This window comes from Larkinella sp. VNQ87 (genome assembly GCF_049445795.1).
GTDB lineage: Bacteria > Bacteroidota > Bacteroidia > Cytophagales > Spirosomataceae > Larkinella.
This window is the reverse complement of the sequence record NZ_JBMSDT010000007.1, coordinates 190,310-203,299: the sequence shown is the minus strand read 5'-3', so window position 1 is coordinate 203,299 and position 12,990 is coordinate 190,310. Positions and strand designations below refer to the sequence as shown.

The following is a 12,990-nucleotide window of genomic DNA, read 5'->3' as shown; positions in this document are numbered from 1 at the left end:
TCGGGCTTGTAACTGAGCAAGCTGTTTGGCATCCGTGCAATACATCCAGTCGATTCGATCCGGATGGTAAAGTTCTATCATCCGGATTGTGCTGAGGGTATCCTGTGAGGAAGAAGGATGAAATTGGCGGGAAGAAAGAATAACGGGATACCGTACCGGCTCCTGGGCGTAGCCACACAAGGCGATTACCCCGCATAATGAGGTAAGCGCGAAGCGGTATTGGGTGGTTGTCATCTGCATATTCTTTTCTTCCGCCAGGTAGTTCCTCTACAAATCTTTCAATACCGAACTAATCCCGCCATCGAGCGAGAGGTTCGCGCCGTGGATAAAACCGGAGCCTTCCGACGCCAGGAAAAGGGCCAGCTTGGCTACATCTTTCGGATAACCAATGCGCTGAACCGGGTGAATCTTGCGGAGTTCGTCCAGGGCGCTTGGGTTACCATTGAAACCGGCCAACAGCATGTCGGTTTCGATGGCCGCCGGGCTGATGGCATTCACCCGAACCCGTCCTTCCAGATCGACGGCCAACGCCTTGGTCAGGCCGATCAGGGCGCTTTTCGAGGTCGCGTAGCTGATAAACCGGCGTTTGGTCAGTTGCTGGTGAATGCTGCCGATGTTGACAATGCAGCCGTTGACGTCTTCCAATGGTTCCAGAAAGTGCTGGCTCAGCAGCAGAGGTCCGGTCAGATTGACAGCCATTGTGTGGTTCCAGTCGCTCAGCTTTAGGTCGTCCAGGCTGCCTAGCATCTGCACGGCGGCATTGTTGATCAACACGTGCAACTCCGGAATCAGGACGTTGAAGGTGTGCTTCCACTCGTTCCGGTACTCTTCGTTCGTGCTAAACTGATGCAGGTCAAACTGAATCAGCCGGTCGGCCTGGTGGTTGTCCGAGTGCTGAACGTCCAAACCGTATACGTAATACCCGGCTTCGCGGAAGGCTTGCGCCAGCGCGCTGCCAATGCCGCCTAATACGCCGGTGATGAGTGCTTTTTTCATTGCGTTAAGCCGTTACACCTACTTCCAGATACTCAAACATCGACTTGATGGCCTGATGGCTGGCGCGCCGAACGCCCTGAATCGTGTTGGAACCGTTGTGCGTTCCGAAAATGCAGCGGTCAAACTTGCGCAGGTCCGAATCCATCGGGAGGGGTTCGGTTTCGAACACATCCAGGCCCGCCGAATGCACTTTGCCGCTTTTAAGTCCTTCAATTAAAGCTGCTTCATCGATGATCGGTCCGCGTGAAACGTTTACAATCCGGACGCCGTCTTTCATGCGTTGAATCGTTTCGGCGTTGATCAGGTGCTTGGTCGCGGGCGTCAGGGCACAGGTCGTGACTACGAAGTCAGCCGTTTCCAGTTCTTCCGGGAAGGTCAAAAACCGGTAGGCGGCTTCGTCTTCTTCTGTTTTTTTGGCAAACGGATCGTATACGTTAATGTGCATGTCGAAGGCTTTCAAAAACCGGGCGGTGGCTTTACCAATGTCGCCGAAACCGACCAGCGCGACGGTGTGGCCCGCCAGCGACATACCAGCCGGTTTTACCCAGTTGCCCGCCCGTACTTCCCGGTCGATATAGTACGTTTGGCGCGCCAGCCCCAGCACGTACGACACAGCGATGGTCGCTACCTCGGCTCCAAACATCATCGGGGTGTTGGTAATGGGAATGCCTAATTCCTTGCAAGCTTTGAAGTCGACGTTATCGACGCCAATGCCCCATTTGACAGCGGCTTTCAGCTTTCCGGCTTTTCCGGCGCGAAAGATGCGTTCGGTGGCCTGGTCGTCGCCGATGATCCAGCCGTCGACGGTCGGAACGAGTTCGAGCAATTCTTCTTCGGAGAGAATCTGGACAACTTTCGGAGCCACCACTTCAATACCGGCTTCTTCGAAAATGGGCAGAAATTCAGCCAGTTGACCCAGCATGGGCGGGCAGGTAATCAGGACTTTCATAGGGCGAGTTCAGGATAGAGTTCGGTAAACAGAAATTCAGCTACTTTAAAATTCAGTTCGACGTCGATGTCCTGGGCTTCGATGTCCGGAATTTCGTACATGAAGGGGCGGTCACCGATGCGGTTATGTTTCTGGATCAGCGTTTCTTTTTTAAACAGGTACATGCAGGAGTTTTCCATGTAAATGGGCGGCAGATCCTGCGTCCGGAGCAAAATGGCCGGATTATGGTTGACGGCGCGGGCCAGTTGGTCCCACAGCCGGACCTGAAGGCGGGTGACGCCAAATAGCGTATCGTAAATCGGGTAATTTTTCAGAAACTGCTGAATGCCTTTTTCAACGGTTTCGGCTGACAACAGCGGGTTGGTGCTGTGGGTTTGCAGGTAAAAATCGGCCGGAATCTGGTCGCAGGTGTTCAGCAATACGTTGTTCATCGGAATAGCGCCGTCGCGCAGATGCGCAGGCCGTTCCAGGACCGTGACGGTTGGAAAGTATTCCTGTGTCTGTTCAATGATCGTTGGGCTATCGGTGTCGATAACGACCTGCGTAATCGACGGGCATTCCAGCAAGGTGTCGATAATGCGGTGAAACAGGGGTTTACCGGCAAAGTCACGGTAATTTTTTCCGGGTACGCGCTCACTGGAATGGCGCATGGGTACGATGGCAGCAACAGAATAGCTCATATAAGTAACGTTAAGTTTAGTCAATACAGCCCGGCAGGGGACGCCTTCCGGACTATTCATACGCAATTTGTTTCATCGCGACCTGTTCAGACGGTTCGGGCTTTTCGCGCCGGAACACTTCATTCGGATAATAAAACCGCTCGCGCAATGTTCGGTCGAGGGTTCCGACAAAACGGTACCCCTGATACGTTCCCCAAAATTGGAGGATGCGGAAAACCGGGATCTCGGCGATGTGTTGCCAGAAAACCCGCTCCTGAAGCGCGGCCGCGTAGTCGCTGATCAGGTTCGAAACCGCCAGGTACGCAAAGTCCCAGAAGCCAAAACGGGCCATCGGCTTGATGCGTTTAAAGGCAATCGCTTCCCGGTAATACCGGTTAAAAATCTTGCGGGGTGTTTCTTCGTGAACATGCACGATGATGGCATCGGCGTCGTAGGCAATCTTGTAGCCCCGGTGCAGAATCTGGCTGGCCCAGTGCAGGTCCTCCAACCCCGTCAAGGTTTCGTCGTAAGGCAGTTCCTCCCAAAGCGAACGGCGGATGGCGGTATTGGCATTGTTGCAAAAGGGAATCTGTTGATTGTAATTGGAAACCGCCGGGAACCACTTGGCAAAAAGCTGCTGCTCAGAGTATTTGCTGGCCTGATTCCCAATCTGCCGTCCGTACGAAAGGGCAACCTTCGGGTCATCGAACGGTTTTAACATCTGGTCAATCCAGTTGGTGTACACCGGATACACGTGGGCGCTGGCAAATAACAGAATATCGCCCGTAGCCTGTTGACAGCCAATATTGAGCGCCCGGCCGAACGAGAATTCCTCGGGCCGAATCCGGACGATTTTGGCCCCGTAACTTTCGGCAATCCGGACCGTACTGTCTTTCGAGCCCGAATCGACCAGAATTACTTCCAGATTTGCACCGGTTTCCTGGTGACGGATTCCGTTCAGCAACTTCCCGATGTGGGCTTCTTCGTTAAAGGCGCGTATGATGATACTACAAGTCATAAGCTTCTAATTCGTTGCAGATTCTACTGTACATGATCAGCTTAATACGCCTTCTTATCCCCTTTTATCATTTTTTCAATTGTCCAGTAAAAAATTTTTATGTCGAGTAAAAAGGACTGGTTCCGGATGTACCATAAATCCAGTTTTACGCGGTGAGTCATCTCCTGCAGGCCTGTTTCTCCCCGTAAACCGCGGGCCTGTGCCAGGCCTGTTATTCCGGGCTTCGTGGCGTATCGTTTTGGAAAGTCCTGAATCAGGTGAAAGAACTGGGCATCATGCTGGAGAGCGTGTGGCCGGGGACCAACGACACTCATATGGCCAACTAAAACATTCAGAAATTGGGGCATTTCATCCAGATTCGTTTTTCGCAAAATTTTGCCGAGACGGGTCACACGGACGTCATTATGCGTTGCCTGTTTGAAGGATGCATTTTTCTGGTATTTCATCGTCCGGAATTTCAGACACGGAAAAGGGCGACCGTTTCGGCCCGAACGCAACTGAACAAACAAGACAGGCCCCCTGGATTCGAGTCGGATCAATAACCCGATCAATGGAATAAACCAGGAAAGAATCAACAAGGCAACCAGAAGGGATACGGTGATGTCAAAGGCCCGCTTTGTTACCGATTGGGGTTTACTTCCGGTTGTCTCATCGACAACGTAATAGGAAGAGTCCGGTTGTAGTAAGTTAATCATAACGTTTCCAGTTGAGTAAATACAGGTAGGCATGGGCCTTGCTAACCGGGACTTTAAACCCTGCCCCGGTTAGTAAAATCCAATAAATCTGTGGGTAATCGCAGCGGAATCTGCCTTAACTGCCAGGCAGCAAACGTTTCAGGAATGGTTTTTTCTTGTCGGAATCCTGCTCATAGTAGCCGCCCGAGCCGTAGCCATAGCCGTAGCCGTAGCCGTAACCGTAGCCGTAACCGTAGCCTCCTCCTTCGTTGATCGAATTCAGGATCAGGCTCAGTTTCCGGAAACGTTGCTCCTTGTACATGACATCCACCATTTTCAGGTGCTGTTTCGGCGTTACGTCATGGCGAACCACATACATGGTGGCATCGGTTTTGTCGGCCAGAATCTGGGCATCGGTGACCAGGCCGATCGGGGGCGAATCGACAATAATGTACTGGAAGCGCTCGCGTAATTGCTGGAACAGCTCATCCACTTTGTCGCTCACCAGCAATTCGGCCGGGTTTGGCGGAATGGGGCCGCTGGTCAGGATGTAGTAATTGTCCAGGCCCGGAACGGGTTGCAGAATCTCATCCAGCGTCACCTGTCCCACCAGAAAGTTGCTGAGCCCGGCGGTGTTTGGCATGTTCAGCATGGAATGCAGTTTCGGACGGCGCAAGTCCATCTCCAGAATAACCGTCGGGCGATCGATCAGCGCCAGGCTGGCTCCCAGGTTCAGCGAAATGAACGATTTCCCTTCCCCACTGATGCTGGAGGTAAACAGGATCGCAAGGCTTTCGTTGTTCGACCGCAGGAATTGCAGGTTCGTCCGAAGGGCGCGTACCTGTTCAGCGACTATTGACCGGCTGCTGGAGGTTACTACCAGCGGGTATTTGTGCTTGGCATAGGCAATTTCACCCACAATCGGTGTGCTGGTCAGCTCTTCGATGTCCGTCCGTTTGCCAATCCGGTTATTGAGCATATCGCGGGCGGCAAAAACACCAACCGGGATCAACAAACCAAAGGCGCCGAACAACAGAAAAATGAGCGGTTTTTTGGGCTTGATCGGTTTGCTGGTGCTGCGGGCCATATCAATCGTCCGGCTATCGGCAATGGCCGACGCGTAGGAGAGGGCGGTTTCTTCGCGTTTGGCCAGCAAGTAGGTGTACAAATTGTTTTTGATGGCTTGTTGACGGGTAATGTCCAGCAATGCTCTTTCTTTGCGGGGAACCGACCGGATCATCGACTCAAATTTGCGATTCTGGGCGGTTAACTTCTGACGGGTTCCCGTCAGGATGTTCTTCATGGTCTGAATATTATCGCTGATGTTCGCTTTGGTCGCCCGGATTTGCTCATCCACCGACCGCAACAGCGGGTTATTTTCGGATGTAGTTTTGACCAGGTTTTCCCGTTGCAGTTCCAGTTCCGAAACCTTGGTAATCAGGCCCAGCAGTGTGGGATCGCTTAAGCCCAGCGTAGAAGGAGCAGCCCCCCGCTCACTGGCCTTGCTGCGGACGTACCGCTCTATATCTTCCAGCGCACCCAGTTGAATGTTGACCTGGCTCAACTGCGCGTCGTTTTGCTGAACACTCTGCAGGAAGATTTGCGATTCCGTACTAATGTCGGTAATTCCTTCGGCCGATTTATAACTTTCTACATCGCGCTCCACCGTTGCCAGCTCGCCGGAGATCAACTTGAGCCGTTCTTCGATAAAGTCCAGGGTATTGGCGGCCACCAGGTTCTTATCTTTCAGGGCAGCTTCGTTATATTCCTCAACAATCTTATCGAGAATGTTCCGGCCTTTTTCCGGAACGGGGGTCTCCAGGCTCAGAACCAGCACGGTTGATTGCTTGCTGGTTGCCTCCACTTTCAGGTCTTCCACGTAGTTCTGAATAACCTCCTGTTTGGGTGCCACGCGGACGATAACCGGCTCCATATCGAGTTTCGTAGTGGGTTTCGTGAAAATCCGGATTCGGCCGTATTCCGTGTTAAGGCTCGCATTCACCGGATAGGTCTTCTCACCAATTTTAATCGTTTTAGGATCGACAAGCGCTACTGTCATCTCCTCTTCGTACAGAAGCGGTTTGGGTTGTTCGACGACCAGACGGAACGGAGCGGACGTGTAAACTTCGCGCGGACCCACGGGCGTGTCGTGAAAATACGTTACGTCCAGTGCCAGCGCATCGTTTACCTTTTCCATAATGGTATACGATTTCAGAATCTCGATCTCGTTTTCGACCACTTTCGAATCCGTGAAGAGGTCCATCTCTTTCATGATGTTGTCTGCCGAAATCCCTTTTTTCTCATCCTTGATCAAAATGCTGCTTTTGACCTTATAGATAGGGACCTGGTACTGAAGGTAGGTGTACCCAAGGGCTAGGGCCACAACGAGTGAGAGCAGAAACCATTTCCAGTTTTTCAAATACCGGAAGATGATCAGCCGGAGGTCTGGCTCTTTTTCCTCCTGCTGATGGTAAACGTACGGAGTTGTTATCATAACGTTGTTGAGTAATTAGGTACTATCGTTTCGCTAACCGAACCGTTTCGCCCGGTTAGCGGTAATGCGTATTTACCGGCGTATAATAACCGCTATCAGGGATAGCGCGCCGATGATCGATGGCAAAATCGTGTAAAAGCGGTCGGCATAGGCCAGACGGGCTTTTCCCGGTTCTACATAGACTACATCGTTGGGATGCAGGTAGTAGTAAGGTGATTTGAACAGATCCCGCTGATTCATGTTGACCCGGCCAAACTCCCGTTTGCCGTTGGTTTCCCGAATAATCATCACATTGTCCCGGCGACCGTAAATCGTAATATCGCCTGCCAAACTCAGTGCTTCGGTTAGCGTCATCTGTTCATTGGGTACGCTGAACATCGACGGCCGGGCTACCTCACCCAGGACGGATACTTTGAAATTCAAAAATCGGACCGCAACGGTCGGCTCTTTCAAATAATTTTTTAATTTCTCCTGAATCAAATCCCGGGCGGCCATGGAGGAAAGCCCGCTTACTTTCAGTTTTCCAATCAAGGGCAATTGTATATTACCTTCAGGATCTACCAGATACCCTACTGCTGCCGTAACCGGAATCTGACCGTTATAGGTCTGAAAAGTTGTACGCTCCAGGCCAGCATATGGATTAAAGAAACTGCTTGCCTCTTGGTTTAGGCTATTGACATTGATACCCAACAGGTCGTTAGGCTGAATCGTTACGACGTACCGGTTTGTAATTTCCTGTGCGGTTGCCGAACTATCGGCAACCGGGCTTTGAAAGTAAGTGATCTGTTTTTGAGAGATGCAGGACGAGAAACCAACGATCAAAAAAACGAAAGTAAACCAATTCCAATTCTTCATGTGCTGTAATGTTCGATCAATAGTTAACGGTTCAGTGATTTTAGCGATTTGTCCGACAGAAAATTCCAGATTTTGGAGAGGATAGACTGTCAATGTACACCCTCTAGCCTGCTTTTTCTACTTAATGGTCGGCTGACGCAGAAAAAATTTCGTGTTTTTCGTGGGTAAACATCGACCAAAAGCATGCCGTATCCTAAATATATACTCATATCGGTTAGGAAATGCAGAAATATTTTCTCATTTTTCGGCATCAATTTAGTTGTCAGACTTTTTAATGAATGATCCCTAACGAGTTGCTAATTAAATTAACACGTTGAGTAAGTCGAAACTTGAAAATTTTTTTGCTATTACTTAGTTATATTGTCCCTATTTAAACTTTATCTCTTGTCCGCTTTGCTATGCGTAAATATGAACTAACTGACTCCCAATGGGAAAAATTAAAGGACATGATGCCTTCCAACAATCGTCCCGGTCGCCCGTGGCGTTCTCACCGGCAATCGATCAACGGAATCCTCTGGATTTTGAACTCAGGTGCTCCCTGGCGGGATTTGCCCGAGCGCTACGGCTCCTGGAAAACCATTTATGATCGGTTTCGGCGGTGGCAACGCGATGGAACGCTGGCCAAAATTTTAACGCTCTTGCAATTGAATTTTCCGGCCGTTACAGCGACAGAGGGTCAGTCATCCGTCACTTCTGATAAAGACCTTTCAACCGTCAATTAGTCTGGAGACGTTCCTCCATTGAATTGCCGGGCTGAATCGGCCTATCAACCGGAGCAGCTAAGGAAGTCACCTTAGTGCATTGTGCATGGTAGACAGAGAGGTGATTACACAGTCAGGTAATCACGGCATGTAAACGAAGAGGCAAGTAAACTTCCTCATTCCAATTCTTCTTATTGGTCAGCTCAAGTCGCAATTATCAGTCAACGGAAAAAGAAATTCTGATGCTGTGCTTTAGCTGATTAGTACTTCAAATATAAAGGAAATTGGTATAAAACAAGACTTTTGCGCGTAAAATAAATGTTAAGTAGGATTTTTATCATTTAAACTCTGTATAATCAAAGTTTTGAAAATATTTTTTTCCTGGTTAACAGACATGTCCTTTTTTGGTTACAAGTAATTATAAGGGTCGCAAAAGTTATGCCAGCGTAGGTTTTGGCCTTCTTGTTATCGGGATAATGCAAAAAAAAAGTCGGATCTGAACAGATGTTCGTTGATCCGACTTCGATAATCGAAAACAAGAATTAAACTAGAGGGAGTGTCTACTATCAGGTTATAATTTGTTTAGACAGGAGGTCCAGGTAAAGGTCGGTGCCCAGTACCTCTTCCGGCGTGTCGATTGTTCCTATTTGCAGCAGAAAATCGCGCAGATCCGATGAAATTTCATACGTTACATACAGCCGACGGTCGAACAGAATGGGAGAGTCTTCTAAATCGCAGACGGAATACCGTTCGTGATTGAAAGCTACCCGCTTGGTTTGCCGCCGTAGGGGCTTCGTTTCGGCCTGCTGCTCGAGTTCGTGCTGGTCGAGGAACTTGTGGATGTAATTCCAGCCTTCCCATTGCTCCGGGTACTTGGTCAGATACTGCCAAAAGGAGTCATACAGAAGTTGAAGGCTGTGCCGGCAATACGATTCGCGGTCACAATTGGGTTCGGGTACCACCGGGTCGAGGAACGAGAGAACATTGTTTAGGTTTTTTTCGCGGTAACTGATCACCGGAACAATCGGTGTTTGGGTTACATACGATAGAAAACCGACTCCCTTCCGGGCCCACACGTTCTGGTTGCCAAACCGAACCTGGATTTCTTTATCCTCCTGACGGTTCAGGCCTGTTGTACTGGTAACACCGTCGATAAAGATCACCAGGGAGGTTCCGGCCCGTAGCTCACGGATGATTTGCAGCGTTGAAGACGTCTGCTCGGCATCCAGAATCTGGAACGAATTGGTCAGGTTGTGCTTTTTCTGGAGTCCCTTGATGGTATCCCAGATGGCTTTACCCTGTTCCTGGTAGGTACCCCTGCTGACCAGTAAGGCCAGATCGACGCCGTTTCGATACAAATAACTGGTCAGCAGGCGGTAAGAACCCAAATGAAATGTACAATAGATATTCGGCTGGCGGTTTTGCAGCAGAGTCCGGATTGGACCTTTGGTTTGCAAAAGATCGTTTGCCGACAGAAATTGCTGATCGAAAGTTGTATAAACTTGTTGCAGCAGCAATTTCTGGAAAAGGTCCTCGTGCTTCTCTATCGGGATCTCGGGCAGAATGTTCTGGACACTGGCCGAGAACGTTGTGAACTTGAAGAGGTATCCTTTTTCTTTCCGAAGATCCAGAGATTCAAATTGTTGTCGGCAACGATCTAATTCTCTCTGATATTGATGCACGAAGTTGCTCATAATAGAATGCGATTAAGAAAGTACCAGTTTATCCGAACCGTTTGGTTGCAGACCGTGGAACGAGGGAATCCATTCGCAGCAGATTTGTTCGTCTTTCCCTTTGGTGGCCAAACGGATGTTGCTGTTGGTTTCGTTTTTGGCGGCAACGTTCAGGTTTACAGAAGCAGAGTTCAATAATTGTTTAGCGGAGCTGATAACAAAGTTCTTTTTCATGACGATAGATGATGTTAAAGTGATTTTAGAGTTGTTCATCAATCGGTCATTTCTACCCGGGATTGTTTGGCCGATTGATTGATACAAAATTATCGGCTGGGGGCAGGCAAAAGAATGGAGACTTTTGTCTAAAATATTATGCAGCTTTAGTAACTAATTACTATTTTTTGTTAGTAACTTAGCACAGTCCAAAGAGTAGGGCGCTGATTTGGAGTAGCAATGGTTGAAGTCCCGCTGAATCTGACGTATATAAGAAGACCCTTTAAAAGTCTGAATATTCTCCTGTTGGCGGTATTCACTTTTGAAGCGTTCAATTGGCTATTTGCTTTTGACAAGAAATTAAGTATTGTTGAAAAGTTTGGCGGGGTTGCCGGCTATTTATGGCTTTTCCTGAGAGGGATGGTTTTGCCGGAAATATCGACACTTATAATCCTGCTCATGCTTCTGAATATTTACCATGAAGCTTGCCGAATAAAACTCCTTCAGTTAACTCCTCGTACAATTCTTAAATATGAGGTAAAAATTTTACCTGTCATGCTGTTTGCGTTTTTTCTCTTCAATCCGGTTACGCAAACGGTTCGGTATTTTCTGGTTGAATTCCCAAATTACGACATTGACCTTTACCTGGAGAATTATCTTCAGGGTACTTATAACATCAAGTATTATTTCTTTTACCTCATTCCTGTTCTGATTATGGGCTATGGGTCTGTTAATGGCTCTCTGCTTGTTGATATTCTGGAACAACGCCGACAACGAAAACGCAGTGCCGAACCTGCCACCGACCCCTTCCAATCGTTGACTCCGCAACCGGGCGCTTTTCTGACGCATCTGAAAGGCAAAAATACTTTCGGCGAGACGATCATTGCCGTTCAGGACTGCTACTGGTTCGAAACCGAGGACCGAAATTACTACGCCGTTCATCCGGCTGGCCGGTTTTCCATTACCAAAACCATGAATGAACTCGAAGCGGAACTGAATCCCGAGGTGTTTTTTCGAACGAAACGGAACTGCATCATCAATCTCAGTTTCGTTGCCAGTTACGCCTATTGGGAAAATGGTAAATACAGTATTCGAATGCAAACCCCAAACAACGACGAAACAGACATGCCGCGTGCCCGTTTGCAGGAATTCAAAAACCGCCTGGTGCGCTTCTCCGCTCAGGAAGTCGATTATACGCCCCCTAAGAGTGAAATTTCATAGATTGTCTTTCCGGTCTTTAGCCTTATAAGTATTCTTTCACGGAAATGCCGTAACGCGCCAGATTGCGGCAACTACCTAGCTTCAGCTTTTGGGCAATGTTCATTTTATGGTTGGCCAGTGTCCGGTAACTAATGTGTAATTGATCGGCAATCTCATACCCGGTTGCGCCATGCGCCACCAACCGCAGAATTTCAAGCTCCCGGCTGCTCAATCGACCCAATTGCTCCTTCGTTTCATCCGTCATCACGTTCATCCCGTAGTTCTTCAGAAGAAGCAGAAAACCCGGGCTATAATAAAAACCACCACTACTGATGGTTTGAAAACATTTGTACAGCTCGTCCAGACCATCGTTCGCATACAGAAAACCGTAGAAACCCTGCTGCATAGCACTGGCTACCAGTTTCAGGTCCGGCTTGCTGGTGTATAAAATAAATTTTGTGCGCTGGTTGTCCGAACGGGCCTGCTGCACAATGTCAACGCTGCGTCGGCCGGAAATTTCCGATTCCAGAATAACACATTGGGGTTGTTTGACCCGAATCTGCTGGAGAGTGTCCTCCATTTCAATGGCTTTTCCAACCACATTGTAGCCTTGCTGCTTAAGCAGTTGACAAAGCACTTCGCAATTGAAGAGCTCAGCTTGCGCTACGAGGATAGAAAAATCTTTTCGTCGAAGAGAAAACGAAGGAGGAGAAGACGTTTCCGATTTAGAATTCACATTGTTCATAATAAAGATAGCAGCCTTTCAGTTGAAGCTACAATTTAATGGCCCTCACTCATTCGATAAGTTACATGAAATCAATACTTTTTTGTTTGAAATAACCAAAATTCCAGATTAGACATTCAGAAACGCCACCCGGTCGGATTCGAATAAGAAAGGCGGAAAAACCACCAGCGGGATTCGGTCGCTAGATACAGCAAATTTGGTTATTTCACGCGAAAAAGTAGTCATTCCGTACGAAATGACTTTTTCAGTCAAAAATAGTGACGTAGTTTTCACTTGTAATTACGGCGAGAACAAGACGAAAACAAGAATTTAACTATTAATACTACTAACAATGCGGAACGTTAAGAATTTAACTGGACAACAAGTGGAGCAACTCCGGCAGACGATTCGTGAGAGCCAAAGCAATGTTTTACGGAAACGTTGCCAGTGTGTCCTGTACAGCTACTATGGCTTGACGGTTAGTGAACTCATGGAAATGTTTGACGTTGATCGCCGGAGCATCTACAACTGGATGAACCGCTGGCAGCAGGATGGTCTTCAGGGCTTGCAGGATAAACCTGGTCGTGGCCTGAAACCCAAGCTGAACCCCGCCGACCAACAACACGTTGAAAAAGTGATCCAGGCGCTGAAAACGTATCCCAAAGAACCGCGTCAGGTATTGCAACAAATCAATCACGAGCTGCCAAAGCCTGTCAGCCAGGACACACTGCGTCGCTTTGTAAAGAAAATATCGAGAATGGACAGCATGGCTGCCTGATTGTCAGTATAAATACGCTGCTTATCCATGAAGTCTCTCCACAACTTCATGGGTAA

The 12,990-nt window shown here is 48.6% G+C and carries 13 protein-coding genes; 3 read left to right on the top strand and 10 right to left on the bottom strand.

Annotated elements, in window-relative coordinates; all coding sequences use genetic code 11:
• Positions 1-267: 267 nt before the first annotated feature.
• The 7 genes from ACO2Q8_RS13930 to ACO2Q8_RS13900 form a co-directional block, all read right to left on the bottom strand.
• Positions 268-996 (bottom strand): SDR family NAD(P)-dependent oxidoreductase, encoded by a 729-nt coding sequence (locus tag ACO2Q8_RS13930; protein WP_423345433.1) that lies wholly within the window; start codon positions 994-996, stop codon positions 268-270.
• A 4-nt stretch (positions 997-1,000) separates the two neighbouring features.
• A complete protein-coding gene (locus ACO2Q8_RS13925) occupies positions 1,001-1,945 on the bottom strand; it encodes a phosphoglycerate dehydrogenase (RefSeq protein WP_423345432.1) in 945 nt (314 codons plus the stop codon).
• On the bottom strand, positions 1,942-2,625 hold the full coding sequence (locus tag ACO2Q8_RS13920; protein ID WP_423345431.1) for a cytidylyltransferase domain-containing protein: 684 nt from the start codon (positions 2,623-2,625) through the stop codon (positions 1,942-1,944). The genes ACO2Q8_RS13925 and ACO2Q8_RS13920 overlap by 4 nt, the downstream gene beginning before the upstream one ends.
• A 52-nt stretch (positions 2,626-2,677) precedes the next feature.
• Complete coding sequence (locus ACO2Q8_RS13915; protein ID WP_423345430.1) at positions 2,678-3,622, bottom strand: glycosyltransferase; 945 nt, start codon at positions 3,620-3,622, stop codon at positions 2,678-2,680.
• A 41-nt stretch (positions 3,623-3,663) separates the two neighbouring features.
• Positions 3,664-4,317, bottom strand: coding sequence for a sugar transferase (locus ACO2Q8_RS13910; RefSeq protein ID WP_423345429.1), 654 nt, complete (start codon positions 4,315-4,317; stop codon positions 3,664-3,666).
• A gap of 115 nt (positions 4,318-4,432) precedes the next feature.
• Positions 4,433-6,790: a GumC family protein gene (locus ACO2Q8_RS13905; protein WP_423345428.1), complete on the bottom strand. Its 2,358-nt coding sequence runs from the start codon at positions 6,788-6,790 to the stop codon at positions 4,433-4,435.
• A gap of 72 nt (positions 6,791-6,862) precedes the next feature.
• Positions 6,863-7,645 carry a polysaccharide biosynthesis/export family protein gene (locus ACO2Q8_RS13900; RefSeq protein ID WP_423345427.1) on the bottom strand — a complete coding sequence of 261 codons (783 nt, stop codon included), beginning with the start codon at positions 7,643-7,645 and terminating at the stop codon, positions 6,863-6,865.
• A gap of 398 nt (positions 7,646-8,043) precedes the next feature.
• Between ACO2Q8_RS13900 and ACO2Q8_RS13895 the strand changes: the two genes are divergently transcribed.
• Positions 8,044-8,367, top strand: coding sequence for a transposase (locus ACO2Q8_RS13895; protein ID WP_423345426.1), 324 nt, complete (start codon positions 8,044-8,046; stop codon positions 8,365-8,367).
• A 545-nt stretch (positions 8,368-8,912) separates the two neighbouring features.
• Here the strand turns inward: ACO2Q8_RS13895 and ACO2Q8_RS13890 are convergent.
• Positions 8,913-10,040 carry a hypothetical protein gene (locus tag ACO2Q8_RS13890; protein WP_423345425.1) on the bottom strand — a complete coding sequence of 376 codons (1,128 nt, stop codon included), beginning with the start codon at positions 10,038-10,040 and terminating at the stop codon, positions 8,913-8,915.
• A gap of 12 nt (positions 10,041-10,052) precedes the next feature.
• Positions 10,053-10,253 (bottom strand): hypothetical protein, encoded by a 201-nt coding sequence (locus ACO2Q8_RS13885; RefSeq protein ID WP_423345424.1) that lies wholly within the window; start codon positions 10,251-10,253, stop codon positions 10,053-10,055.
• 534 nt (positions 10,254-10,787) lie between these two features.
• Here ACO2Q8_RS13885 and ACO2Q8_RS13880 point away from each other — a divergent pair.
• Positions 10,788-11,453, top strand: a complete 666-nt coding sequence (locus ACO2Q8_RS13880) for a LytTR family DNA-binding domain-containing protein (RefSeq protein ID WP_423345423.1) — start codon at positions 10,788-10,790, stop codon at positions 11,451-11,453.
• Positions 11,454-11,475: 22 nt separating this feature from the next.
• Here the strand turns inward: ACO2Q8_RS13880 and ACO2Q8_RS13875 are convergent, their stop codons facing one another.
• Entirely contained in the window at positions 11,476-12,177 is a 702-nt protein-coding gene (locus tag ACO2Q8_RS13875; protein ID WP_423345422.1) for a LuxR C-terminal-related transcriptional regulator, read from the bottom strand.
• A 331-nt stretch (positions 12,178-12,508) separates the two neighbouring features.
• On the opposite strand from ACO2Q8_RS13875, the gene ACO2Q8_RS13870 reads away from it, so the two are divergent.
• The gene (locus tag ACO2Q8_RS13870; protein WP_423345421.1) at positions 12,509-12,934 is read left to right on the top strand and encodes a helix-turn-helix domain-containing protein; all 426 of its coding nucleotides are present in this window, start codon (positions 12,509-12,511) and stop codon (positions 12,932-12,934) included.
• Positions 12,935-12,990: the final 56 nt, after the last annotated feature.

Excerpts from the sequence above, each read along its gene's own strand:
- ACO2Q8_RS13930 (WP_423345433.1), bottom strand. The coding sequence starts at position 996 with ATGAAAAAAGCACTCATCACCGGCGTATTAGGCGGCATTGGCAGCGCG.
- ACO2Q8_RS13925 (WP_423345432.1), bottom strand. The coding sequence starts at position 1,945 with ATGAAAGTCCTGATTACCTGCCCGCCCATGCTGGGTCAACTGGCTGAA.
- ACO2Q8_RS13920 (WP_423345431.1), bottom strand. The coding sequence starts at position 2,625 with ATGAGCTATTCTGTTGCTGCCATCGTACCCATGCGCCATTCCAGTGAG.
- ACO2Q8_RS13915 (WP_423345430.1), bottom strand. The coding sequence starts at position 3,622 with ATGACTTGTAGTATCATCATACGCGCCTTTAACGAAGAAGCCCACATC.
- ACO2Q8_RS13910 (WP_423345429.1), bottom strand. The coding sequence starts at position 4,317 with ATGATTAACTTACTACAACCGGACTCTTCCTATTACGTTGTCGATGAG.
- ACO2Q8_RS13905 (WP_423345428.1), bottom strand. The coding sequence starts at position 6,790 with ATGATAACAACTCCGTACGTTTACCATCAGCAGGAGGAAAAAGAGCCA.
- ACO2Q8_RS13900 (WP_423345427.1), bottom strand. The coding sequence starts at position 7,645 with ATGAAGAATTGGAATTGGTTTACTTTCGTTTTTTTGATCGTTGGTTTC.
- ACO2Q8_RS13895 (WP_423345426.1), top strand. The coding sequence starts at position 8,044 with ATGCGTAAATATGAACTAACTGACTCCCAATGGGAAAAATTAAAGGAC.
- ACO2Q8_RS13890 (WP_423345425.1), bottom strand. The coding sequence starts at position 10,040 with ATGAGCAACTTCGTGCATCAATATCAGAGAGAATTAGATCGTTGCCGA.
- ACO2Q8_RS13885 (WP_423345424.1), bottom strand. The coding sequence starts at position 10,253 with ATGAAAAAGAACTTTGTTATCAGCTCCGCTAAACAATTATTGAACTCT.
- ACO2Q8_RS13880 (WP_423345423.1), top strand. The coding sequence starts at position 10,788 with ATGCTGTTTGCGTTTTTTCTCTTCAATCCGGTTACGCAAACGGTTCGG.
- ACO2Q8_RS13875 (WP_423345422.1), bottom strand. The coding sequence starts at position 12,177 with ATGAACAATGTGAATTCTAAATCGGAAACGTCTTCTCCTCCTTCGTTT.
- ACO2Q8_RS13870 (WP_423345421.1), top strand. The coding sequence starts at position 12,509 with ATGCGGAACGTTAAGAATTTAACTGGACAACAAGTGGAGCAACTCCGG.